At 71.7% G+C, this 24,132-nt stretch carries 23 protein-coding genes; 21 read left to right on the top strand and 2 right to left on the bottom strand.

The annotated features are described in order from the left end of the window. Positions 1-54 precede the first annotated feature (54 nt). The 7 genes from JS756_RS30260 (at position 55) to JS756_RS30230 (ending at position 8,318) form a co-directional block, all read left to right on the top strand. A complete protein-coding gene (locus JS756_RS30260) occupies positions 55-2,265 on the top strand; it encodes an MMPL family transporter (protein ID WP_205386447.1) in 2,211 nt (736 codons plus the stop codon). Between the two features lie 370 nt (positions 2,266-2,635). Beyond that, the gene (locus tag JS756_RS30255; RefSeq protein WP_205386446.1) at positions 2,636-3,607 is read left to right on the top strand and encodes a linear amide C-N hydrolase; all 972 of its coding nucleotides are present in this window, start codon (positions 2,636-2,638) and stop codon (positions 3,605-3,607) included. A 173-nt stretch (positions 3,608-3,780) separates the two neighbouring features. Continuing rightward, the gene (locus JS756_RS30250) at positions 3,781-4,092 is read left to right on the top strand and encodes a threonine/serine exporter family protein (RefSeq protein WP_205386445.1); all 312 of its coding nucleotides are present in this window, start codon (positions 3,781-3,783) and stop codon (positions 4,090-4,092) included. 124 nt (positions 4,093-4,216) lie between these two features. Continuing rightward, positions 4,217-4,492 carry a DUF1876 domain-containing protein gene (locus JS756_RS30245; protein WP_205386444.1) on the top strand — a complete coding sequence of 92 codons (276 nt, stop codon included), beginning with the start codon at positions 4,217-4,219 and terminating at the stop codon, positions 4,490-4,492. A gap of 785 nt (positions 4,493-5,277) precedes the next feature. Beyond that, a complete protein-coding gene (locus JS756_RS30240) occupies positions 5,278-6,456 on the top strand; it encodes an acyltransferase family protein (RefSeq protein WP_205386443.1) in 1,179 nt (392 codons plus the stop codon). Positions 6,457-6,630: 174 nt separating this feature from the next. Further along, on the top strand, positions 6,631-7,446 hold the full coding sequence (locus JS756_RS30235; RefSeq protein WP_205386442.1) for an SAM-dependent methyltransferase: 816 nt from the start codon (positions 6,631-6,633) through the stop codon (positions 7,444-7,446). A gap of 218 nt (positions 7,447-7,664) precedes the next feature. Further along, the gene (locus JS756_RS30230; RefSeq protein ID WP_205386441.1) at positions 7,665-8,318 is read left to right on the top strand and encodes a ScbR family autoregulator-binding transcription factor; all 654 of its coding nucleotides are present in this window, start codon (positions 7,665-7,667) and stop codon (positions 8,316-8,318) included. 153 nt (positions 8,319-8,471) lie between these two features. Here the strand turns inward: JS756_RS30230 and JS756_RS30225 are convergent, their stop codons facing one another. Beyond that, on the bottom strand, positions 8,472-9,146 hold the full coding sequence (locus tag JS756_RS30225) for a ScbR family autoregulator-binding transcription factor (protein ID WP_307791233.1): 675 nt from the start codon (positions 9,144-9,146) through the stop codon (positions 8,472-8,474). Positions 9,147-9,371: 225 nt separating this feature from the next. Here JS756_RS30225 and JS756_RS30220 point away from each other — a divergent pair, with 225 nt between their 5' ends. Then, on the top strand, positions 9,372-10,358 hold the full coding sequence (locus JS756_RS30220) for a ScbA/BarX family gamma-butyrolactone biosynthesis protein (protein WP_240204588.1): 987 nt from the start codon (positions 9,372-9,374) through the stop codon (positions 10,356-10,358). A gap of 869 nt (positions 10,359-11,227) precedes the next feature. On the opposite strand, the gene JS756_RS30215 is transcribed toward JS756_RS30220, so the two are convergent. After that, entirely contained in the window at positions 11,228-12,016 is a 789-nt protein-coding gene (locus tag JS756_RS30215) for a response regulator transcription factor (RefSeq protein WP_205386440.1), read from the bottom strand. Between the two features lie 379 nt (positions 12,017-12,395). Here JS756_RS30215 and JS756_RS30210 point away from each other — a divergent pair, with 379 nt between their 5' ends. From JS756_RS30210 to JS756_RS30145, 13 genes are all read left to right on the top strand, one after another. Beyond that, on the top strand, positions 12,396-13,025 hold the full coding sequence (locus JS756_RS30210; RefSeq protein ID WP_240204587.1) for an OvmZ protein: 630 nt from the start codon (positions 12,396-12,398) through the stop codon (positions 13,023-13,025). After that, complete coding sequence (locus JS756_RS30205; protein ID WP_205386489.1) at positions 13,022-13,219, top strand: hypothetical protein; 198 nt, start codon at positions 13,022-13,024, stop codon at positions 13,217-13,219. Before JS756_RS30210 ends, JS756_RS30205 begins: the two co-directional genes overlap by 4 nt. A gap of 405 nt (positions 13,220-13,624) precedes the next feature. Then, a complete protein-coding gene (locus tag JS756_RS30200; RefSeq protein WP_240204586.1) occupies positions 13,625-13,996 on the top strand; it encodes a dehydrogenase in 372 nt (123 codons plus the stop codon). Further along, the gene (locus JS756_RS37135) at positions 13,993-15,030 is read left to right on the top strand and encodes an ester cyclase (protein ID WP_240204585.1); all 1,038 of its coding nucleotides are present in this window, start codon (positions 13,993-13,995) and stop codon (positions 15,028-15,030) included. Before JS756_RS30200 ends, JS756_RS37135 begins: the two co-directional genes overlap by 4 nt. A 177-nt stretch (positions 15,031-15,207) precedes the next feature. Beyond that, positions 15,208-15,612 carry a nitroreductase family deazaflavin-dependent oxidoreductase gene (locus JS756_RS30185; protein WP_205386439.1) on the top strand — a complete coding sequence of 135 codons (405 nt, stop codon included), beginning with the start codon at positions 15,208-15,210 and terminating at the stop codon, positions 15,610-15,612. Then, positions 15,609-16,220: an NADPH-dependent FMN reductase gene (locus JS756_RS30180; protein ID WP_205386438.1), complete on the top strand. Its 612-nt coding sequence runs from the start codon at positions 15,609-15,611 to the stop codon at positions 16,218-16,220. The genes JS756_RS30185 and JS756_RS30180 overlap by 4 nt, the downstream gene beginning before the upstream one ends. A 90-nt stretch (positions 16,221-16,310) precedes the next feature. Beyond that, the gene (locus JS756_RS30175; RefSeq protein WP_205386437.1) at positions 16,311-17,615 is read left to right on the top strand and encodes a cation:proton antiporter; all 1,305 of its coding nucleotides are present in this window, start codon (positions 16,311-16,313) and stop codon (positions 17,613-17,615) included. A 178-nt stretch (positions 17,616-17,793) separates the two neighbouring features. Next, a complete protein-coding gene (locus JS756_RS30170) occupies positions 17,794-18,471 on the top strand; it encodes a hemerythrin domain-containing protein (protein ID WP_205386436.1) in 678 nt (225 codons plus the stop codon). Between the two features lie 178 nt (positions 18,472-18,649). Then, positions 18,650-20,125, top strand: coding sequence for an MFS transporter (locus JS756_RS30165; protein WP_205386435.1), 1,476 nt, complete (start codon positions 18,650-18,652; stop codon positions 20,123-20,125). A gap of 253 nt (positions 20,126-20,378) precedes the next feature. Then, on the top strand, positions 20,379-21,305 hold the full coding sequence (locus tag JS756_RS30160) for a MarR family winged helix-turn-helix transcriptional regulator (protein ID WP_307791231.1): 927 nt from the start codon (positions 20,379-20,381) through the stop codon (positions 21,303-21,305). Positions 21,306-21,475: 170 nt separating this feature from the next. Further along, complete coding sequence (locus JS756_RS30155) at positions 21,476-23,188, top strand: NAD(P)/FAD-dependent oxidoreductase (RefSeq protein ID WP_205386433.1); 1,713 nt, start codon at positions 21,476-21,478, stop codon at positions 23,186-23,188. An 84-nt stretch (positions 23,189-23,272) separates the two neighbouring features. After that, positions 23,273-23,878 (top strand): flavin reductase family protein, encoded by a 606-nt coding sequence (locus JS756_RS30150; protein WP_205386432.1) that lies wholly within the window; start codon positions 23,273-23,275, stop codon positions 23,876-23,878. Position 23,879: 1 nt separating this feature from the next. Beyond that, positions 23,880-24,132 (top strand): biotin carboxylase N-terminal domain-containing protein (locus tag JS756_RS30145; RefSeq protein WP_275892750.1); only part of this gene is annotated, 253 nt, incomplete at its 3' end.

Raw genomic sequence — 24,132 nt, 5'->3', positions numbered from 1 at the left:
GGCCGATCACACCTGCCCTGAACACCCCCACGACCTGACCGGGAGTACGCACTCGTGGCCACGTTCCTCTACAGACTCGGCCGGTTGGCCTTCCGGCGACGGCACTTCGTCGCCCTGATCTGGGTGGCGCTGCTGACCCTCGCCGGGGTCGGCGCGGCCAGTGCCCCTGCCGCCGGCAATTCCTCCTTCTCCATTCCCGGCACGGAGGCGCAGAAGGCCTTCGACCTGCTGGAGCAGCGCTTCCCCGGCATGAGTGCCGACGGCGCCACCGCCCGTGTCGTCTTCAAGGCGCCCGGCGGCGAGAAGATGACCGATCCGGACAACAAGGCGACCGTCGAGAAGACGGTCGAGGAGCTCTCCGACGGCTCCGAGGTCGCCTCGGTCGCCGACCCCTACGCGGGCAAGGCCGTCAGCAAGGACGGCACGATCGCCTACGCCTCGGTCAAGTACAAGGTCTCCGGCATGGAGCTGGAGGACGCGACCAAGGACGCCCTGAAGGAGTCCGCGCAGCACGCGCGGGACGCCGGGCTGACGGTGGAGGTCGGCGGTGACGCGCTCAGCGCCGTTCCCGAGACCGGCGCCACCGAGGTCATCGGCATCGCCATCGCGGCCGTCGTCCTCGTCATCACCTTCGGTTCGCTGCTCGCCGCCGGCCTGCCGCTGCTGACCGCGCTGATCGGCGTCGGCATCGGGGTCTCCGCGATCAGCGCCCTGGCCGACCCCCTCGACCTCGGCTCGACCACCTCCACCCTGGCGACGATGATCGGTCTGGCCGTCGGCATCGACTACGCCCTGTTCATCGTCTCCCGCTACCGTGCCGAACTCGCCGAGGGCCGCGACCGCGAGGAGGCCGCGGGCCGCGCCGTCGGCACCGCCGGTTCCGCCGTGGTCTTCGCCGGCCTCACCGTCGTGATCGCGCTGGTCGGCCTGTCGGTCGTCAACATCCCGATGCTGACGAAGATGGGCGTCGCCGCGGCCGGCACCGTGGCCGTCGCGGTCCTCATCGCCCTGACGATGATCCCCGCCCTGCTGGGCTTCGCCGGCCGGAAGGTGAAGCCGGCCGGGCAGAAGAGCAAGCTGTTCGGCGGTGGCAGGAAGAAGGACCCCACGGCTGCGGGCAAGCCCAACATGGGCACGCGCTGGGCGAGTTTCGTGGTGCGCCGTCCCGTCGCGGTCCTGCTGCTGGGCGTGGTCGGCCTCGGCGCGGCGGCCGTCCCGGCCGCCTCGTTGGAACTCGGCCTGCCCGACGACGGCTCCCAGCCGACGTCGACCACCCAGCGCCGCGCCTACGACCTGCTGTCGGAGGGCTTCGGCCCCGGCTTCAACGGCCCGCTGCTGGTGGTCGTCGACGCGCAGCACGCCGACGACCCCAAGGCCGCCGTCGCCGACGTCTCCGAGGAGATCAAGGGTCTGAAGGACGTCACCACGGTCACGCCCGCGGCGTTCAACAAGGCCGGCGACACCGCGACGATCACCGTGATCCCGGGCTCCAAGCCGTCCTCGGCGACGACCGAGGAACTGGTGCACGGCATCCGTGACGCGGGCGCCGGGATCGAGGCGAAGACGGACGCGCAGGTCCTGGTCACCGGCTCGACGGCGATGAACATCGACGTCTCGCAGAAGCTGAACGACGCGCTCGTCCCGTACCTGGTCCTGGTCGTCGGCCTGGCCTTCCTGCTGCTGATCGTGGTGTTCCGGTCGATCCTGGTCCCGCTGAAGGCGGCCCTGGGCTTCCTGCTCAGCGTCATGGCGGCCCTGGGCGCGGTCGTCGCGGTGTTCCAGTGGGGCTGGCTCGCCGACCTGATGGGCGTGGAGGAGACCGGTCCGGTCATGTCGATGATGCCGATCTTCATGGTCGGCGTGGTCTTCGGCCTGGCGATGGACTACGAGGTGTTCCTCGTGACACGGATGCGCGAGGCGTTCGTCCACGGCGAGAAGCCCGGCCAGGCCGTGGTGACCGGTTTCCGGCACGGCGCGAGGGTCGTCACGGCCGCGGCCGTGATCATGATGGCGGTCTTCGCGGGCTTCATCGGCTCGTCCGAGTCGATGGTCAAGATGATCGGCTTCGGACTCGCGGTCGCCGTCTTCTTCGACGCGTTCGTCGTCCGCATGGCCATCGTCCCGGCGGTCCTGGCGCTGCTCGGCAAGCGGGCCTGGTGGCTGCCGAAGTGGCTGGACCGCGCGCTGCCCAACGTCGACGTCGAGGGCGAGGGACTGCGCACGCAGTCCGACGCGGAGGAGGACCGGGAGCTGGTACGGACCTGACGTACCGCTCCCGCCACTGACGGCCGGTGAGGGTTCCGTGGGGACGGGGCGCCCTCACCGGCCTTTCACTGCCCTCCAGCCGGTACGAGGTCGGCGCAGCGAGGGACCCGCTGCGAGGAGAGGGCTCGGTATGCAGGGGGTTGGCGATGAGGTGTGCTCCGGGGTGAATCCGGGTGCCTGGCGGCCGCGCCGTTGTGGTCACCTTCGACCATTGGGCTTTCGGAAGGCTGGAGCGGTTGCTGCGGCGTACCGTGAGTACCGGGGCGGACGCGTCGGCCGTACCTCTCAGGGCGGTCCGCGAGGCTGTGCCACGACCGAGTCTTCGTCCTGACCGGCCACAGGGCTCCGGGGCGGATGAGCGGAGGACGGCATGTGTTCCAAGATCACGTATCGCACGGGCACCGGCACGTTCATCACGGGCCGCGGGATGGATTGGAACGATCCGTCGGCTGAGACGGCGCTGTGGTCGTTCCCGGCCGGGATGCAGCGCGACGGTGGTGCGGGGAGCAGCCCGGTCGGCTGGACGTCGAGGTTCGGATCGGTGGTGGCGTCGTTCTACGGGGTGGCGTCGTCCGACGGGATGAATACCGCCGGTCTGGTGACCAACATCCTGTATCTGGCGGAGTCCGAGTACGGGGAACCGGACGGCGAGGGCAGGGCGACGATCTCGGTCGGGGCGTGGGCGCAGTACTACCTGGACGGTTTCGCGACGGTCGCGGAGGCCGTGGAGGCGACGCGCAAGGATCTGTTCAGCATCGTGGCTCCGGTGCTTCCGAACGGCCGGGCGGCCTCGGTGCATCTGGCGCTGTCGGACCCCTCGGGCGACTGCGCAGTGATCGAGTACCTCGACGGTCGCCCGGTCGTCCACCACGGTCCGGAGTACCGGGTGATGACGAACTCGCCGGTGTACGACCAGCAACTGGCCCTGAACGCGTACTGGGACCTGATCGGCGGGGACCGCATGCTGCCGGGAACGATCAGCGCCGCGGACCGGTTCGTCCGCTTGAGCTACAACCTCAAGAGCTCTCCGGAGTACGAGGACCGGAGGATGGCGGTGGCGTCGGTCTTCTCCCAGATGCGGGCGATCGGCGTGCCGTTGGGCATGGAGGACCCCGATCGCCCCAACATCTCCGCCACGTTGTGGCGCGCGATCGCCGATCACGACGCAAAGCGCTACTACTTCGAGTCGACGGTCGAGCCGTCGGTGATGTGGGTGGACCTGGACAAGGTGGATCTGGCTTCCGGAGCCGAGGTGATGGCGGTCGACGTGGCCCGGGACGGGCTGGCCGGGGAGGTCTCCGCCGAGTTCCGGCCGCGGGAGCCGTTCACCTTCCTGGCCTGAGCCCGGTTGCGGATCGAGCGGACCGTGCTCGGCCCCGGCCGGAGCACGGGAGAGGACATCACCGGTGAGCGGCAGCCGAGCCATGCCCTCCGGCAACAGTGCGGCTCCCCGGTCGGTATCCGGCGTCCGGTCCGGGCAGCCGGGTGTTCACGACGACGCCAGGAGACATCGCCATGGGCGAAGAATCGGACGACTCCTCAGGCGTCGATCCCCCCGGCCCACGGGCCGACCTCGTGGTCCTGCCTGCCTTCACGGCCGAAGCCGGAAAGCAGATGCTCGAATCCAGCACCTCGGTCAGCGAGCCCCGGGACCGTCTGCGGCGCCTCCTCTCCGCGGCCGGGCTCGGGAGCAGCGCCCTCGACGTCACGACGAGTTCCCTGACCATCAGCCACTGGCGGCCGGGCCCGGCGGTGCCGATCACCATGACGCGCGAGGTGAGCGTGACATCGCCGCGACTGGAGCGCCTAGCAGGTGCCTCGGCGTGAGGCCGTCGGCCAAGGAGTGGTGCCGGGCGGGGCGCGGTGCGGGAGCGGCCGGTGCGGGCGGCCGTGGATGCGCTGGCGGGCCGGGAGGAGCACCCTGGAAGCAGGTGTTCCGGAGGTGATCGTCATGATGCACACCACAGTGGGATGGCACGTCGAGATGGAGTTCATGGAGGACGACCAGCACACCCGCGCCGTGGCGCTGGTGCGTCTGCCCGACGGCACGGAGGTACGGGCCCACGGGCGCGCCACCCGCCACCACACCGACTCCAACCAGCCCCGGGTCGGCGAGGAGATCGCGGGTGCCCGGGCCCTGAACGAGTTGGCCATGGAGTTGCTGACCAAGGCACATGGGGAGATCGACGACGCGTCCGGCAGAACGTCCCAGCCGATCCACGTCTGACGGATCCGATCCCCGTCCGACGGATCCGATGGACGCGATCGACGTCCGACGGGTCCGGGACCGCGTTGCGCCCGGCGCCGCCCTGACCCAGGCGGCGCTGTCCGGCAGCGGCCTCCCGCACAGGGAGCAAGCCTCCTGAACGGGCGTCGCGGCCTTTCCAGCAGCCCTGCCCGACGCGGTGGGGAGGTGCCCGCGCAGCGGGTCCGTGACCGCGGCTCCGTGACGGTGGAACCGACGCTGCGGAACCGAGATCGCGGATCCGGGGCCGCGCATGTCCGCGCGGGCGTCCCGGCGGGCGGGCCCCGCTCGCCTGGTGGCTGACGGCGCCGTTTCCCGCCGGCGCTCCCCTCCCGCCCACGGTCCGCGATCCCGTCCGAACCCTCGCCCGCAGCGCGGCCGAAGCACGCCTGAGCCGCGGCTGAGCTACGTCTGATCTGCCCCTGGCCCCCGCCTGGCCGGCCGCTGTCCCGCTGCTGTCGCCCCGCTGACCTGCGGCTGACGCGGGTTCCGCCGGTGCGCACGTCCTCCGTACCGGTCGGCGGGGACGCTGTTGACTCCGGCCGAGCGGGGCTGTCACGCTCGTGCCGGCGGTCGATGCGCGCCCAAAAGGCGGCGACGCGTCCCGCCGTCGTTCCCCGGGCGCCGTGTTCCCCGCCCCTCGGGTTCCCGTGCCGAAACCGCCGGGTTCCCCAGTCGTCACCCGTTCTGCCGCGATCGCGCGGCGGGCCCCGTGCCCGCCGCGCGATCGCGTTCTCCAGCGCCGTTCCTCCCCTAAGGAGCGCTCCATGACCATCCCTGCCTACCGGTCCGCCCGGACCCTGGACGCCCGGCCCCGCCGTGCACCCGTGTCGTCCGGGCTGCCCTCGCTCACCGGTCTGCGGTTCTTCGCGGCGACCGCCGTGTTCCTCTACCACGTCACCAGCGCCGGACTCACCCCGTTAGGCGGCCGGCCGGCGCAGGTCGCCGGCCGGCTGTTCGGGGTCGGGGGCGGACTAGGGGTGTCGTTCTTCTTCCTCCTCAGCGGATTCATCCTGACCTGGTCCGCCCGCGCCGAGGACACTCCGCGACGTTTCTGGCGCCGGCGCGTGGTGAAACTGTTCCCCAACCACCTCGTCACCTTCGGCCTGGCGATGCTGGTGTACGCCGGGGCGACCACCACCGCGGTCCGGCAGTGGCTGCCCAACCTGCTGCTGGTGCAGACCTGGTCGTGGGATCCTGCCGTCTCCTTCAGCGTGAACGCGCCGAGCTGGTCGCTGGGGTGCGAGCTGTTCTTCTACCTCTGCTTCCCGCTCCTGCACCGCGCCGTCGCGGCCATCGACCCCGGGCGCCTGTGGGCGTGGACGGCCGGGTTCACCGCCGCCGTGGTCGCCGTCCCCGCCTTCGCGTACGCGGTGCTGCCCAGCGGGGTACGGGCCCCGGGCTGGCAGGTCGGCGCGGTGCAGAACTGGTTCGTGTACCAGCTGCCGCCCGTGCGGATGCTGGAGTTCGTCATCGGCATGCTGCTCGCGCGCATCGTGCTCACCGACCGGTGGATCGGGGTCCGGATGCCGACGGCGCTGGTGGTGTGCGCGGCCGGGTACGCGGTGGCGCTGGAGGTGCCGTACCTGTACGCGCTCTCCGCGGTCTGGGTGGTGCCGCTGGGCCTGCTGATCCCGGCCGTCGCCGTGGCCGACGCCACGGGGCGGCGCTCGCCCTTCCGGGGACGGGTGATGAAGTGGCTCGGCGAGGTGTCGTTCGCGTTCTACCTGCTCCAAGCCTGCGTGCTGATCGGCGGGGCCGACTGGCTCGCGAGCCGGCGGCCGTTCGGCACGGGCGAGGCGATCGGGCTGTGCGTGCTGGCCTGGGCGGTCACCCTGGTCCTGGCCCACCTGCTGTACACGCTGGTGGAGCGGCCGGCGATGCGGATGTGGAGCCGTTCACGCCGGATTCCGGCGCGTTCCGGCCAGCCGGACAGGGCACGTTGACACCTTTCGCGTGTACCTGTCACGCTTTTCCGCGGAGACCTGTGCCCCGAGGGGCATGCGAAGGCGGCATCCACGGCGAGAGCCGGGGATGCCGCCTTTTTGCTGCCCCGCCGAGCGGTGAGCCGTCTCCTGACCGTATGTGTATCCATCCCCCACCTCCAAGGACGTGTGGACATGCCCGACACCGCCCCCGCCCCCACTCCCGACCAGCTCCCGCACCCCGCCCGTATCTACGACTACTTCCTCGGCGGGAACGAGAACCTCCCCGCCGACCGCGCCGCGGCGGACGGCATCGTGAAGCTGCTGCCCGGCGGTCCGCTCGGCGCCCGGGCCAACCGCCGCTTCCTGGCCCGTGCCGTGCGGTACGCCAGCCGGCAGGGGATACGCCAGTTCCTCGACGTCGGCAGCGGCATCCCCGCGGAGCAGGCCACCCACGAGGTCGCGCCCGAGGCCCGGGTCGTCTACGTCGACAACGACCCGATCGTCGGCGACATCGCCCGGCGGCTGCTGGGCGGGGCACCGGGCGGCCGGACCGCCTTCGTCGCCGAGGACTTCCGCAACCCCGAGGCGGCGCTCGCGGCACCGGAGGCCAAGGAACTGCTGGACCTCTCCCAGCCCGTCGCCGTGATCTTCGGTGCGCTCCTGCACTTCGTCCTCGACGCCGAGGACCCCTACGCCGTCGTCGAGCGGTACAAGAGCGCGCTGGCGCCCGGCAGCCTGGTGATCCTCACGCACTCCAGCCCCGACTACGTCTCCGCGCCGGTGCGTGCGGCCGTCGACGAGCTGTACACGAACCTCCGCGTCGACCTCGCCTCCCGTTCCCGGGGGGAGATCGAGCGGTTCGTCGCCACGGAGGGCTGGAGCGTCGTGGCGCCGGGCGTGGTCTCCGTCAACGAGTGGGAGACGGAGCAGGAGCGGGCCGACGACGCCGACTACCAGACCAACCGTGAGGACACGGCCGGCTTCGCCGCGGTGGCGGTGAAGCACTGATCCGTGCGGTGAGCTGCCGCGGGTCCGGCGTGCGAGGGGTGCGCCGGGCCCGCGGTGCCCAGCTGTGGAGGCCGGCCGGAACGGGCCGGTGAAGATTCCCGAGGCTTGTCGCGTGCCTGACGTGGAGCTTGCATTCCACTGTCGTGCCGGGGCGTATCAAGGGACCAGGGACGTATGGACGGACGGCGCCGTACGGTGGTGCCGCGAGGGGCGGTCGGATGGCGGGCAGGCAGAAGCGGTCGGAGCAGACCGTGGAACGGCTGGTGGTCGCGGCTGCCGAGGAGTTCGCGCAACACGGGTACACGCGGGCGACGCTCGCCGACATCAGCCGGCACGCCGGGGTGACCAAGGGGGCCCTGTTCTTCCACTTCTCCACCAAGGACGAGATCGCCGCGGCCGTGCTGGAACGGTCCCGGGAGACGATGGAGCGTGCGGCGCTGCGGCTGGAGGCGGCCGGCGGCCCCTACCTCCAGATCATCGTCGATCTGACGTACGTGCTGGGGTGGTTGCTGCGCGAGGACGAGTTCGTGCGGGCCTCGGTGCGTATCGCGCGGGAGCGCGACGAGGACGGGCCGCAGGTGCGCCGTGACGACCCGCCCGATTTCTACCGGCAGTGGCTCGGACGGCTGGGCGGACTGCTCGACCAGGCCCGCCGGGCCGGGGAGCTGGGTCGCTCCGTGCCGCAGGCTTCCGCGCGCACGCCCGTGACGGCGGCCGTCACCGGACTGGAGACCCTGACGTGGCTGGGCGTGCCGGCCGCGCAGTGCGACGCCTGGCTGGCCGACCTGTGGGAACTCACCCTCCCGGGCCTGGCGTCCCGGGACGGCCTGCGCGGAGTGCGCACCGCACCGCCGGGCCACGGCGACGGCTGAACGGCACGCCCGCGCACCGGGCGCATCGGCTCACCGGGCACGACGGCTCGCCGGTGCCCGTGGCACCCGGGCAGCGGGCGGTGCCCGTACGGCGACGCCTGCCTGCCGCACCGGCCGCGGGCGCGGGACCGGGTCGCGCGGCCCTCGGGCCGGTCAGGCCTTGTCGGACTCCCCCTCGGAGAGCGGCGGCAGGCCCAGTTCCGCGCGGCACTCCGGGGAGCCGGCCGGTTCGAAGCGGGAGACGCGCCGCGGCGGGACGACACCGGGCAGCAGGAACCGCCACAGGTCGGTGACGCGGTCGTCCAGGTCCTTGCGCGCGGTCAGGACGTGCGAGGTGAGCTGAAGTCCGGTGAACGCGCTGGACAACACGTTCGCCAGGTCCGTGACGTTGATGCCGGTCTGGACGTCGCCGCGGGCCTGGGCGTGGACCAGGCAGTCCCGGATGGCGTTGATCCAGGCACTGTAGGGGGCCGGGTCGGGCGAGCCGAACGAGCCGAACTCCACCACGAGCCGCACCCCGGCCCGCAGGCGTACGTCGTGGCGCAGTCCGTGAGCCATCCGGTGGCCCATGTCGATGAGTGTCTGTACGCCGGGCCGCGGTACGTCGGCGAGCAGTTCGGCGTACTGCTGCTGCTCCTCCACCAGAGCCTGGGCCAGGGCTTCCTTGGACGAGAAGTGGAAGTAGAGCGCTCCCTTGGTGACGCCGGCGTGCTTGGCGACGTCGCTCAGGCTCGTGCTGCCGTAGCCGGTCGCGTCGAAGGCGGCGGCCGCCCCGTTGAGGATCGCCTGCCGGGTGATCTCCGCCCGTTCCTGCCTGGCCCTGGCCACGTGGTACCTCCCTGTGCGTCTCGGCGCCGAGAGCCGGCCGGTGGTGCCGGCCCCCTGCCTCGACTCCTCTCGGACATCAGACTGCCATGAAGAGGTAGAGAAAAAAAACCAGTCAGCTAGTACGCTATCGCCCCGGTGGTGCCCATGCGCGACGGCGGCCCATCTCTCGCACTGTCCTGGTCCTTTCGCGGAAGGCTGCGTTCCTTTCGTGTCACCGGAGGCGCAATGATGAGTCCACTTGTGCAAGCCGAGCGGCTGGATTTTTTAACACAGGAGAAGGAGGAGGCCCAGCTCTTCGAACGGACGGTGCCGCGCTGGCTGGTCCATCGCGCGGCCGTGTCCGAAGTGCTGCTCACGGGGGTGCGGCCCCGTGGGCGGGACGCGTACCGCATCGGCGCCCAATGGGCGCGCTGCCACAGCTACTACGGGCCGGTCGCCGGGAGCTGGCACGATCCGATGCTGTTCGCGGAATCGATTCGGCAGGCCGCGCTCCTGCTCGGCCACCAGGCGCTGGGCATCCCGATGGGGCACCAGTTCCTGACCCGGACCATGACCTTCGAGACCACGGAGGAGGGCATGCGGCTCGCCGGGACCCCGGCGGACGTGGTGATCGACGCGAGCATGCGGGACATCCGCTGCCGCGCCGGCCACGTCACCTCCTTCGGGTGCGACTTCACCGCGCACCGCGGCGGCACGCTGATCGCCCGCGGAAGCGGGTCGACGGACTGCGTCGCGCCGGCGGTGTACCGCAGACTGCGCGGCGGGCGGGCGGTCGACGACCCCGCCTGCGTGCCGACCCAGGCGGTCGCGCCGCACCTGGTCGGCCGTATGCAGGAGTTCGACGTGGTGCTGGGCGTCCCGGACGGGGAGGCCGCGGACGAACAGAGCCACGCCTATCTGCTGCGCGTCGACGCCACACACCCCGTGCTGTTCGACCACCCGGTGGACCATGTGCCGGGCATGCTCGTCCTGGAGGCCGCCCGGCAGGCGGCCCTGGCCTCACTCGGGCTGCCGCGCGGGCTGCTCGTCGGCTGCGACGCCGCCTTCCACCGGTACATCGAGCTGGACTCGCCGTGTCTGGTGATGGTCACGTCCTCCCCGCCCGGGGCTGAACCGGGGCGCCGTGAGGCGATGGTGACGTTCCATCAGGGCGATGCGGTGGCCGGCAGCTGCCGTGTCTCCCTGCTCGACGCGGGCAGCGGACGGCCGTAGGGGAGCTCCGGCCCCCGGTCCGGGCGGGGGGCGGCGCCGCGAGAAGGCGTACCGCTGGGAGGGGACACCGCGGTACGCACGACCGCCGACGGCGGCGCGCCCTCGCCCACTCGCCGAAACCCCGCCACGCGCGCCGGGGCGCCGGACCACGCGGCGCGGCGGCCCGTGCGGCGGCCCCGGACCACCGGGCGCTGCCGCACGACGGCGTCCGGCGCGGGTGCCGGGCAGCGCCGGTCGATCTCACCGGGCGGCGGGGGACACGCCGTCTCTCGCCACCAGGTGACCGCCTTCCGGCCGCGGCCGGGAGGGGGCGGGTGTACGGGAGGCGGTCGGCCCGCTCAGGAGAACGTCACCCGCACCCGGGAGGGCGGTCACCGCGGCGGCGAGCCAGGTCCGGATCGTCCTTCTCGCAGAGTCTCCTTCGCTCACCGCCGACCGGCGCGCTGCCGTGGGGCGGAGGTGCCGTGGGGCGAAGGTGCCGCCCCTCGGGTGTCGGCCGCAGCGGTGGACACTCCGTCGCCGCCGGGCGGGTTTCACCCCGCCGCGGCGGGATCGGGCCGGACGGCGAACGCAGGTCCTCCCGCCGCCGTGACCGCCGATCCGTACGGCTGCCGGTGCCGAGCGGCGGCCCCGTTCCTCCGCGACGGCCGTCAGCTCGCTCCGACGGCTCCCGGCTCCCCGCCCCTTCGACGGCCGGCCCCGCCCGTGCGGGCGCGGCGTGGCTCGGGCGGCTCCCTGCCTCCTGCGCGGCTCCCCGGCCCTGCGACGGCCACTGCCGGGCTTCCCCGACTCCGGGTTCCCCCGGATCCCACCGCCTCCGTGTCCCCCCTTCGCGGGTCCACCGGTCCCGCCCGCGTCGGCGGGTGGGCTCAGCGGCCCGTGGGCGCGGGGACGTGGGTGGCCTCGGGCAGGGGCGGTCCCGCGGGGACCGTCAGGCGGTAGCCGATCCCGCGCACCGTCTCGATCCACTCCCGGCTGCCCAGCTTGGTGCGCAGGGAGCCCACGTGCACGTCCAACGTGCGCGTGGAGCCGAACCAGTTCTCGTCCCAGACCCGCGCCATGATGTCCTGCCGTCGCCGCACCGTGCCGGGCTCCTCGATGAGGAGCGCGAGCAGGTCGAACTCCCTGCGGGTGACGGCCACCTCCTCGTCGCGCAGCACCACCCGGCGGGTGCGCAGGTCGAGGCTGAGCGGACCGGCGCTGAGCAGATCGGGGCCGGCCGGCCGGGCGGGCGGATCGGGACTGGCGGATGCCTCGGCCGGCTCCGTCGGCGCCTGCTCGTCCGATGTGTGCCGGGGGCAGGCGCCCGCCCGCCGGAACAGCGCGTGCATCCGGGCCACCAACTCGTAGCCGCCCACGGGCTTGGACGCGAAGGCGTCGGCGCCCATGTGGAAGGCCATCACCCGGTCCAGTTCCTCGGCCCGGTCGCTCATGGCGAGGACGGGCACGCAGGACCGCTCGCGGATGCGCCGGCACACCTCGTGCCCCGCCAGGTCGGGCAGGGTGAGGTCGAGCACGACGAGCGAGGCGTCGTCGAACAGGTCCAGGGCCTCGGCTCCGGTCCTGGCGCGCAGCGGGGTGTAGCCGTGCACGGCCAGGGTCTGCACGAGAGCCTCGGCCATGCCGTCGTCGTCGTCGACGATCAGAACGGTCCTCATCCGATGTCTCCCAGAGCCGTGGCCCGCCCGCGGAGCGGGCCCTTGCGTCTAAAAAAACTGGTCGAATGGTATCTTCTACTAGGTTTATCAAACCAGTCGACCGGTCGGCAAGGTGCTTCCGCGCCGTCCGGCCTTCGCCCCGGCCGCGGCCCGTTCCGGCCGCCGGGCCGCAGGGCAGCAGCCCCGGCGGTCCCTCCCGCCACCCGCGTCCGGCCCTCGGGAGCGTGTCGATCCAGCCACTTGACGCCCCGTTGACGCTCCGCTGACACAGCTGCAGATGCTTGTCGGAAATATGCCCGGGACAGCGTTGAAGCCCCTTCCGGCCACACCTGAGGATGGACGCAGTCTCAGGCGAACCCAGAGATCCAGGGGGATGGAAATGCACGGGCATCGACGGCTCGGCGACGAGCACGGAAGCAGGGACTGCGCACGGCTGTGCGGTCGGATCTGCGCCAAGTGCGTGGCACGGATCGACGGCGGACTGCGCACCCTGCTCGACCTGTACGAGGAAAGCGATCTGGCCCTCGCGCCCGCTCCGCCGCGGTTGCGCGAACGGGTCAGCGGCAGCCGCGGTGTCGTGGGCATCGTGCTCGACGAACGGACCGTGGCGCTGCGCGCCCGGCTGTCGGAGGTGCTGGGGCTGTGGGCGCGGCTCGTCGTGGACGAGCGCGACGGGTCGGGGCACCGTCCGGTGGAGCGTGGGGTGGGGGCGCTCGTCCCGTTCCTGCGACGGCAGCTGCCGTGGCTGGCGGGACATCCGGCGGGAGTCGACTTCGACGAGGAACTCATGGAACTGCGGGCCGAGTTCGGCGCGATCTTCGGCCCCGGGCCGGTGCGCAGGTTCCCGCTCGGCACCTGCGTGGAGCCCGACTGTGCCGGGACCCTGCACGGCGTGCTGCCGGCCGCCGGCGACCGGGTGCCGAGTCATGTCTCCTGCGACGCGGGCCACGCGCTGCCGCCGCGGCGCTGGCTGCTGCTGGCCGACCGGATGAGGCGGGACGCGGCGTGAGGGGGCCGGCGTCGGTCGGAGGGCAGCGGCGCACCGTGCCGACGGAACTGGCCGCCCTCGCGATGGGGGTGAGTCAGGCCACGATCCGCAAGTGGGCCAGCCGCGGGAAGATCACCCGCTACGGCGGGCCGCAGCGGGCCGAGTACGACCTCGACGAGCTGTTCGCGCTCGCCCGGGCCGGCGAGTCCGGGTGACGCGCACCGCCCGGCTGCCGGCAGCCGGCTGACCGGAGACCGAAGACCATCACGGAGCACGACCCGGATCCGTGCGGGGATCCGGAGAGCAGCAGCCCCCGCGGCCCGACCCCCCTCGGCCGCGGGGGCCGCTCGCCGTCCGTCATTCCCCATCTCCTTTCCCGCCGCTGCGCGCATGCCTGTGATTCATCAGCCGGTGATGCGTCAACTCGCTTTATTCAAAGGGCAGTTGACGAGCCGTGCGGCAGGGTGTCACACTTTTTCCAGCGCCCTCATGCCCTGACGCACCAGCCGTTCGGCCGGTGGTTTTCCCGGGCGGCGCTTTTCCGAATCCGTATCCAGGTCTGCTCATGACCGGATGCGGATTTTTTGTTTCCTGTCGCCCGACTGAAGGAAGTGTGGTCGATGCCTGTTTCTACCTGGACGCCCGTCGGTCGCTGGACGGGTACGGTGACGCACGACGGCGAGGTGGACGACTACACGGTCACCTTCGAGCCGGACGGGTCGCTCACGGTCGTCACGAAGAAGAGCACCGGCACCGGCTCCTGGACCGTCACCGGTGACGACGCCCTGGAGTTCTCCCTGCGCGAGGACTTCAACGTCGACATCACGCAGATCAGCCCCAACGGCCACCGTGCCGCCTACATACAGATCGACATCAGTGCGCGGCGCGACGGCGACACGATCGCCGGCGAGGGCAAGGCCGTCGTGCACGGCCCCGACGACGTCGTCATCTACGCGACCGGCGCGCAGACCGAAGCGCGCCGGGTGTCATGACCCGGCACGAGGCCGCGGACCGTGACGCCCTGGCGGCCGAGGTCGCCCGCCTGGCCGACCTCGCCGAGCTGAAACAGCTCGTCGACCGCTATCTGGCCAGCCTCGACGAGGGCGTCTTCGACGAGGCCTGGGCCGGCTCCCTGTTCACCGACGGCATCGAGATGACCTTCCCGGTGGGCAGCCACCGGGGCATCTCCGGTGTCGCCGCCTTCACCGCCGAGATCATGGCGCGCTGGGGCCGTACGCACCACCACGGCTCCGACAGCTCCATCGGCCTCGACGGAGACCGTGCCGAGGTGAGCTGGAGTCTGATCGCCTCGCACGTGCACCACGGCTCGCCCCTGCCGCCCGACGCCTCCGAGTACTTCCAGCTCGGGGGCCGGTTCACGGGCATCGCCCGCCGCACCCCGGGCGGCTGGCGCTTCGAGCGGCTGCAGCTGCGGATCGTGTGGACCACGGGCGCCGTACCCAAGGGCGTCACCCACGTCGACCGGCAGACCCTCGACACCCGCGGCAACACCCCCGCAACCCCAGCGAAGGAGAACGCACCGATGGCCACCACGCTCACCGCCGAGCAGCAGAAGGAACTGATCGAGAAGGTCTTCCACGAGGGCCTGGACCTGGGCGACCTGTCGGCCGCCGACCGCTACCTCACCGCCGACTTCCGCAACAACGGCAGCCACGACGACTCGCTGCGCGGCCCGGAGGCCTTCAAGCACACCATCAAGATCCAGCAGTCCGCGTTCACCGACATCAAGTACGAGATCCTCGACTTCATCTCGATGGGCGACAAGGCAGCCATCCGCTGGGTGATGCACGGCAAGCACACCGGCCCGTTCATCGGCATCGCGCCGACCGGCCTGCAGGTCCAGCACCAGGCGATCATCTGGTTCCGCTTCGAGGGCGACAAGATCGCCGAGCGCTGGGGCATCGTCGACAACTTCGCCCTCCAGAAGTTCCTGCAGTCCGGCGGCAAGCCGGCCGGCCCGATCACCCCGGCCGGCGGCCCGGGTGCGGGCAAGCCCTCCGCCTGACCGCGCTCCCCTCACCGCCGTGCGCCGGGGCGGGGCACCCGTCCCGGCGCACGGCGCCGGGCACCCGCCTCGCCCCCGCTGTCGGCGGCGGGGGAGAGACGGGCATGTGTGCGGCCCGTGCAGCGGGCGGCACCTGCAGCACAGGCGGATCACCAGGCAGAGCAGAGGAGGGAAGACATGCCGATCGACAGGAAAGTGGCGCGCTTCAACCGCAAGTTCGCCAACCGTTTCGTGGGACCGCTCTTCAGCAGGCTCCCCGGGTTCGGGAAGGTGCACCACCGCGGGCGCAAGTCGGGGCGGGAGTTCAGCACGCCGGTGAAGCTGTTCCGGCGCGGCGACGACATCGTCATCACGCTGCCGTACGGGCCCGGCTCGGACTGGGTCAAGAACGTACTGGCAGCGGGCGGGTGCGAGATCACCACCCGCGGACGCCGGATCAGGGTCACCGACCCGGTCGTCTTCACCGACGACGGCACGACGAAGATGCCCGCTCTGACCCGTCGCATCCTGAGCCGGGTGGAGGCCCACGAGTTCATCGCGCTGACGCCGGTGCCCGTGTCGCACCGGGCGGGCCGGCGATGACCGCCTCCGCCGGTTCCGCGGCGCGCCCGGCCGGGGACACGCGGCCGGTGCGGGTCGCCCTCCTGGTCGGCTCGGCGCGCGACGGGCGGCTCGCCCCGGACGTCGCCGGCTGGTTCGCCGGTGTGGCCGGGCGCCGCGACGACCTCGTCCTGGACACCGTCGACGTCGCCGGCCACCTGCTGCCCGCGAGCCTCGACGCCGACGACCCGCTGGCCGCCGCGCTGCGTCCGAGGCTGACGCGGGCGGAGGCGTACGTGGTGGTCGTCCCCGAGTACAACCGCAGCGTCCCCGGACCGCTGAAGACGCTCATCGACAGCTTCCAGCGGGAGTGGGAGGCCAAGCCGGTCGGCTTCGTCGGCTACGGGCTCGGCACGGCCGGCGGGGTGCGGGCGATCGAGCACCTGCGGCAGATCTTCGCCGAGTTCCACTGCGTGGGGATGAAGGACATCGTCACCTTCCCCCGGATCCTCGACCACTACGACGACGAGGGCCGGTTCCCCGCCGACCCCGAGGGCGCGGCAGCCGCCGCCAAGCTCATGCTCGACCAGCTGCTGTGGTGGGCCCGCGCCCTGCGCGCGGCCAAGGCCGCTGTCCCGTACGGCGCCTGACGCCGTCTCGGTGGTCCGGCAGAGCATCGCGCCCCGTTCGATCCAGGTACCCGCGCGCTTTCCCGCCCCTCCCCCTGTCTGGAGTACGTGATGGCCGCTGCCTCCGATCCGTTACCCGACCTGCTGGTCGCCCTGCCCGTGGTGATCCTCGCGTGCGGGGCCGGTGCGCAGCTCGTCAGACGGCTCGGCCAGCCTCCGGTGGTCGGTGAGATCGCCGTCGGCATCCTGCTCGGACCCTCGCTGCTGGGCCTGCTGTGGCCCGGCGCCCAGGGCTGGCTCTTCCCGCAGTCCGTGCTGCCGTACCTCGGTGTGCTCGGCGACGTCGGACTGCTCGCCTTCATGTTCCTCGTCGGGCTGGAGCTCGACCTCGGCTCGCTGCGCGGCCACAGCCGCACCGCGGTCGCGGTCTCCCAGGCCGGCATCGCCCTGCCGCTGGCGCTGGGCACCCTGCTCGCGCTCGGGATGTACGGCACGTTCGCGCCCGCCGGCGCCGACCGTCTGTCGTTCGTGCTGTTCATCGCGGTGTCGATGAGCATCACCGCCTTTCCGGTGCTGGCCCGCATCCTCACCGACCGGGGCCTGTACCGCTCCCGGGTGGGGGCGCTGGCGATGGCCAGCGCGGCCGTGGACGACGTGACCGCCTGGTGCCTGCTGGCCGCCGTGGTGGCGGTGACCGGCAGCGGTTCGCCCCTGGAGGCGGTCATCACGGCGCTGTACGCCGTCGGCTTCGCCGCGGTCATGGTGATCGTCGTGCGTCCGCTGCTGGCCCGCTGGGCCGCGCGCGCCGAGCGGCGTCATGCCGACGGGGTCGTCCTCGTCGTGCTGTTCAGCGGCGTGTGCCTGGCCGCCTGCGCCACCGACGGGATCGGGGTGCACGCGCTGTTCGGCGCGTTCGTCCTCGGTGTCGTCGCGCCGCGCGGGAACCGGGCGGTGGAGGTCACCGCGACCCGGCTGCGTGCGTTCGCGCTGCCGGTGCTGCTGCCGCTCTTCTTCGTCGGCACCGGTCTGAAGACCGATGTCTCCCTGCTGGCCGCGGATCCGCGGCAGTGGCTGTGGGCGGGTGCGGTACTGGCGGTGGCGGTGCTCGGCAAGTGGGGCGGGGGCTCACTGGCGGCCCGGTTGTCCGGCCAGGGCTGGCGGGACGCGATGACGCTCGGCGCGCTGATGAACTGCCGCGGCCTGACCGAGCTGGTGGTGCTGGACGTCGGTCTGGGGCTGGGGGTCATCGGCCCGCAGCTGTTCACGATCCTCGTGCTGATGGCGCTGGTCACCACGGCCGCGACCACGCCGGCCCTCGCCCTCGTCCGCAGGGGTCAGACCGATCCCGGCCAGGTCACCGGAACGGCCGGAAACGAGCGCGAGGAGCCCGCCCTGTCTTCCGGTGCACGTCTCTGACCTGCGTTTCTCATGGCCGGGTCGGTGCGGTGGAGTGACCGGAAAACAGTTGCTTCGGCAGCTGATGATTGGCATTTTGCTAGTTGGCAGGTTGATAGATAAGTACGTTGACGATAGTCTCGCAGAGCAGGCAAGCGCAGAGCGCGACGGAGCACCGAGGCACGAGGGAGAGAGAACGATGAGCCAGAACGTCTGGAACGTCGAGAAGTTCAAGAACCTGGACATGACGATGATGTTCGCGATCCACGACGCGCTGCGCCGCGAACTGGAGCGGATCGCGCGGATCACCGCCCGGGTCGACGAGGACCCCCGGCACGTGCTGAGCACCGCGGTCGGATGGGAGCTGTTCAAGAAGTTCCTCACCATCCACCACACCAGCGAGGACGTCACGGTGTGGCCGGTGATGCAGCAGGCCCTGGCGGGCAGGCCCGACGAGCTGGCCCTGCTGGACGCGATGGAGGCCGAGCACGCGGTCATCGACCCGCTGCTCGCCGACATCGACGCCGCCCTCGCCGACCGCGACTCCGGTCCGGAGCGCCTGGGCGGCCTCACCGACACCCTGTACACCAGCCTCAGCCACCACCTCGACCACGAGGAGCGAGAGGCGCTCGCCCTCATGGACCTGACGATGACCCAGGAGCAGTGGGCGGCGTTCAGCGCCGAGCAGCGCACCCGCGTCGGCGAGGACTCCCGCCGCTACCTGCCCTGGCTGCTCGACGACATGGCCGCCGCCAAGCTCGCCGCGGTCCTCGGCAAGATGCCCGAGCAGCTGCGCAACGCCTACGAGACCGAGTGGCGCGCCGCCTATGAGGACCTGGACATCTGGGGCAGCAGGGCCGGCTCCACCGCCCGCTGAACCGGCGCCGGCCCGCACCCGGCCCGTCCGTCGCACCCCGCCGGGCCAGGGGACCGCGGCCCTTCGGAGGCGCCCGCCCGCTCGCACCCGCACGGGCACCTCCGCGCCGCGTCCCCCGCGCCTGCCCACGGCCGTTCCGCTCCGCACCCCCCAACCCTTGAGACATCGGAGAGAGCTCATGTCGCTGCAAGACCGCACCCAGGCCGTCCCCCAGGCCGCGGCGCCGCCGCAGCAGGACGGCAAGCTCGGCCTCGCGCTGCTGGTCATCGCCGCAGCACAGCTGATGCTCGTCCTCGACAACACCATCGTCGCCGTCGCCCTGCCGAGCATGCAGGGCGCGCTGGGGCTGAGCGAGTCCAGCCTCGGCTGGATCGTCACCGCCTATGCCCTGGCCTTCGGCGGCCTGCTGCTGGCCGGCGGCCGGGCCGGTGACCTCTTCGGCCGTCGCCGGGTCTTCCGCACGGGCCTGATCCTGTTCACCGGCGCCTCCCTGCTCGGCGGTCTCGCCCAGAGCGGAGAGCTGCTCATCGCGGCCCGGATGATCCAGGGCGCGGGCGCGGCCATCGCCGCCCCCACCGCCCTGTCGCTGCTGGCCACCACCTTCCCCGCCGGACAGGCCCGCAACAAGGCGCTCGGCGTGTACGGCGCGATGGGCGGCCTCGGCTCGGTCGTCGGCCTGCTGCTCGGCGGCGCGCTCACCGAGTACCTGAGCTGGCGCTGGGTGATGTTCGTCAACATCCCGATCGCCCTGGCCGTCCTGCTCGGCACCACCGTCCTGATCGAGGGCGAGCGCGAGCGCGGCAAGGTCGACGTGCCCGGCGCGTTCGCCGCCACGTTCGGCTTCGGCGCGCTGGTCTACGGCATCAACCGGGCCGGCGACAAGGGCCTCGACGACGCCGTCACCCTGATCGGCCTGGCGGTCGCCCTCGTGCTGATCGCCGTCTTCGTCGCCATCCAGCGCTCCAGCAACGCGCCGATGATCCCCCGCGGGGTCCTGGCCGACAAGAGCCGCGTCGGCGCCAACCTGATCATGTTCCTGGTCGGGGCCGGCATGCTCGCCACCTTCTACTTCCTGACCCTGTACATGCAGATCGTCAAGGGCTACCAGCCGATGGTCACGGGCGTGGCCTACCTGCCCTTCGCGCTCGGCATGGGCATCGCGGCCGGCGGCCTCGGCCCGCAGCTGCTCGCCCGTCTCCCCGAGCGCACCGTCATCTCCCTCGGCCTGGTCGTCGGCACCGCGGGCATGGTCTGGTTCAGCCTCCTGGCCCCGGGCCAGAACCCGATGGTCGCCCTGCTGCCCGCCCAGCTGGTCTCCGGCCTCGGCCTCGGCATGGTCTTCGTCGCCGTCACCGTCATCAGCGTCCGCGGCGTCGCTCCGCAGGCCACCGGCGCCGCCTCCGGCCTGGTCAACACCGCCCAGCAGATCGGCGGCGCGATCGGCCTGGCCACCCTCGCCGCGACCGCGACGGTCGTCACCGAGCACGAGCTGCCGGGCAGCAAGCTGCCCGACGCACTGACCACCGGATACTCCTACGGTTTCCTGCTCGGCGGCGCCCTGTACCTGCTGGGCCTGCTGACGGCCGTCCTGACCCTCCCCGGTACCGCACCGCAGCAGCAGCCCGGCGCGGAGCACACCCCCGCCGCGCTGTGAACCGCTCCGGCGGCCCCGCCTCCTTCCCCCGCGGCGGGGCCGCCGGCTCTTCGACGGTCGCGGGGGCACCGGATCCGCGGGCGGCCCGCCGCCGCGCCGATCCACGTCGAGGTCGATGCCGGCGGACGAACCGGCGCGCCGGCGGTTCCGGCGACGGTGCGTCCGGCGCGGACCCGGGCCGTACCGGCGCCGCGCCTATACTCGGGCAGGAGGTGCTGTTGTGCGGCGTGAACGCGAGGAAGTCCAGGGACCCGTGACGCGGACCGAGGAGACGGCCGAGGTCGCCGGTGCGCTCCCGGCGTCACTCACGGACTTCGTCAGCTACCTCCTGCGCCGGGTGTACGCCCAGTTCTCGCAGACCGACCACGGCGCCGACGGCACCGACTCCCGCGACTTCCTCGTCCTCGACGCGCTCACCGGCCGCGACTGGGAGTCCCAGCTCGACCTCGCCGAGCGCCTCGGCATCAACCGCACCATCATGGTCGCGGTCATCGACCGCCTGGAGGCCCGCGGCGAGGTGCAGCGCACCCGCAACCCCGACAACCGGCGCCAGTACGTGCTCTCGCTGACCGACCGGGGCCGCCGGGCCCTCGAGGAGCGGCGCCGCGCGGTCGCCGACCGGGACGCGCAGCTCACCGCGGCCCTCACCCCCGCGGAGACGGCCCGGCTCGACGAGCTGCTCGCCCGGCTGCTGCCCGAGCAGGCGCAGACCCTCGTGCAGGGCACCGAGTACCTGGTGGCCCAGGCCCACCACCGGCTCCGCCGGCAGGGCGACGACAAGCTCGCCGGCACCGGACTGCGCGTGCGGCACTACGGCCCGCTGTCGGCCCTCGCCGCCTTCGGCCCCTGGTCCCAGCAGCGGCTCGCGGAGTTCCTCGCCATCACCGGGCCCGCCGTCTCGCAACTGGTGGACGAACTGGTCAAGCAGGACCTGGTCCGCCGCGGCCGGGACCCGCACGACCGGCGCCGGTACGCCTTGGAGGTGACCGACCTCGGCCGGGAGAAGCTCGTCCTGGTCACCGCCGCCGTGACGGAACTCGCCGACGACGTGGCACAGTTGCTCGGTCCTGGCGGCGAGGAGGAACTCCGCACGCTGCTGTGGAAACTCCTCGAACCGGAAACGTTCTCCACGACCGGAATTCCCGAGGGCGCCAAGTCGTCCGTCCCGGCCCGGGGTTGACCCTCAGGCCAAATCCTGTCACGCTTAATCCAGCGGCTGCGTCGCGCCCTTTTCAAGGCTCCTCATTCCGCCCCCTCGCTTCGAATCGAAGCCACTCGGGGGCGAATGAGGGGCCTTTTTTTCGACCTGAATTCCCTGCTGTGCACCGCCCCTGACGAAGGAGACAGCACATGGTCGCGAAGAAGACCGAAGGAGCGCCCGAGACGGCGCACATACCCGAGGAGATGACCTTCGACGTCATCATCCTGGGTTCCGGCCTGGCCGGCTCCGTCACCGGAGCCGTCCTGGCCAAGCACGGCGCGAAGGTCCTGCTGGTCGACGCCGCGGCCCATCCGCGCTTCGCCATCGGCGAGTCCATGACCCCGCAACTCGTGGAGTGGATCCACATCCTCGCCGAGCGCCACGACATCCCGGAGCTGAAGAGCCTGGCCAGCGTGGAGGCCTCCACCCGGGACATCGGCCCCACGTTCGGCACCAAGGCGCACTTCGGCTTCATGAAGCACGAGGTCGGCAAGGAGCCCGACCCGCGACAGGCCACCCAGCTGGCCCTGCCGAAGATCTTCCACCAGAACAGCCACATGTTCCGCCAGGACAGCGACTCCTTCATGTTCCACGTCGCGATCAAGTACGGCTGCACTCCGCGGCAGAACTGGCGTGCGAGCGAGGTGGAGTTCGACGACGACGGGGTGACCGTCCTCGGCCGGAGCGCCGCCCCGAACGCCCAGCCCGAGCTGTACCGGGGCAAGTACCTGGTGGACGCCTCCGGTTTCCGCTCCCCGCTGGCCGACAAGTTCGACCTGCGCGACAAGCCGGCCCGCTTCAAGCACCACTCCCGGTCGATGTTCACACACTACGTCGGCGTCAAGCGGTTCGACGACGTCAGCGGGCACGCCAAGGACGTGCGCCCGCCGGCCGACTGGCACACCGGCACCATGCACCACCTCATCGAGCGCGGCTGGTTCTGGATCATCCCGTTCGACAACCACCCCAAGTCGCGCAACCCGCTGTGCAGCGTCGGCCTGACCATGGACGAGCGCACCTACCCCAAGCCCACCGACCTGACCCCGGAGCAGGAGTTCCAGCTCTTCCTCGACAAGTACCCGGCGGTCAAGCGGCAGTTCGACGGCGCCACCCGGGTGCGCGAGTGGATCTCCACCGACCGGCTCCAGTACTCCTCCAAGAGGACCATCGGCGACCGCTGGTGCCTGATGTCGCACGCGGCCGGCTTCCTGGACCCGCTCTTCTCCCGCGGCCTGTCCAACACCATGGAGGTCGTCGACGCGCTGACCTCCCGCCTGGTGGCCGCCCTGAAGGACGGCGACTTCTCCGCCGAGCGCTTCGAGTACGTCGAGCGCCTGGAACAGGGCCTGCTCCAGTACAACGACGAGCTGGTCAACAGCTCCTTCATCGCCTTCTCCCACTTCCGCCTGTGGAACGCGGTCTTCCGGGTGTGGGGCTCCTTCATCACGCCGGGCACCATGCGCCTGACCCGGGCCCGCCTCAAGCACGTCCGCGACGGCCGCACCGAGCACTTCGACGAGTTGGAGAACGTCTCCCACCCGGGCCTGTGGTGGCCGCAGAGCGACTCCTTCAAGCGGCTGCTGGAGGCCACCGCGGAGACCTGCGAGAAGTACGAGGCAGGCGCCCTCACCGGTGACGAGGCGGCCGACATCGTCTTCAAGCTGCTCCAGGACTCGCCGGTGGTGAATCCGGTCTTCGGCTGGAAGGACGAGCAGAAGCGGTTCATCTACCCGTCCACGTCGACCATGGCCCGTTTCCTCTACTGGGCGTCGGTCGAGGCCCCGCCGGAGATGAACAGCGTCGGCCGGGAGTTCCTGCTCGGAATCGTCAAGGCCGGGGCCAAGGTCCGCAAGCTCCTCTGACCCCGCGCATTCTCCGAATGCCCCGAGTTCGGCATCCCGTGAATTCCGCCGACCTCCCTTGAATTCCCAGGAAAGGGATCCGCAATGTCCGCAGCAGCGCGGTCGCTGACCCGCACCCATGAGCGCCAGCCCATCGAGCCACTGAGCCTGCGCCGCGTGTGCGGCCTGTTCACGACCGGGGTCACGGTGATCACCACCGGGCCGGACGGCCGCGCCGACGGCACGACCGTCAACTCCTTCACCTCGGTCTCGCTGGAGCCCCCGCTCGTGCTGTTCTGCCTGCACAAGCAGTCACGGCTGCACTCCCTGCTCCAGGAGAGCGGCGGCTTCACCGTGAACTTCCTGTCCGCGCGGCAGCAGCCGCTGGCCCGGCACTTCGCCGAGCGGCGGCCCGACGTGTTCGACGGTCTCCCGCACCACTTCACCGCCGACGGCCTGCCGGTGCTGAGCGAGGCACTCGCCCACCTCACCTGCACCACCGTCGACATCCACGGTGCCGGCGACCACGACATCCTCGTCGGCGAGGTCGTGGAACTGGGCGTGCCCCAGCACGGCCAAGAGCCGTTGATCTTCTTCGACGGCTCCCTGGGCCCGCTGCAGACGGGCCCCGGACTCTTCGGCCACACCGGCCCCGAGCACGCGGCGGCGCGGCGGAGCGAGGTCCCGGCACCGGCCCGGCAGGCGTCCTGACATGCGCAGGGTGCTCATCGCCAACCGTGGTGAGATCGCTGTCCGGGTGGCCCGGGCCTGCCGGGACGCCGGGATCGCGAGCGTGGCCGTCTACGCCGACCCGGACCGGGACGCGTCGCATGTCCGTGCCGCGGATGAGGCGTTCGCTCTGGGCGGTGACACCCCGGCCACCAGCTACCTGGACATCGAGAAAGTACTCAAGGCCGCCCGCGAGTCCGGCGCGGACGCCATCCATCCCGGCTACGGGTTCCTGT

Source organism: Streptomyces actuosus, assembly GCF_016921115.1.
Lineage (GTDB): Bacteria > Actinomycetota > Actinomycetes > Streptomycetales > Streptomycetaceae > Streptomyces > Streptomyces actuosus_A.
Note: the sequence above shows the minus strand (reverse complement) of the source record. Positions and strands in the feature narration are given on the sequence as shown.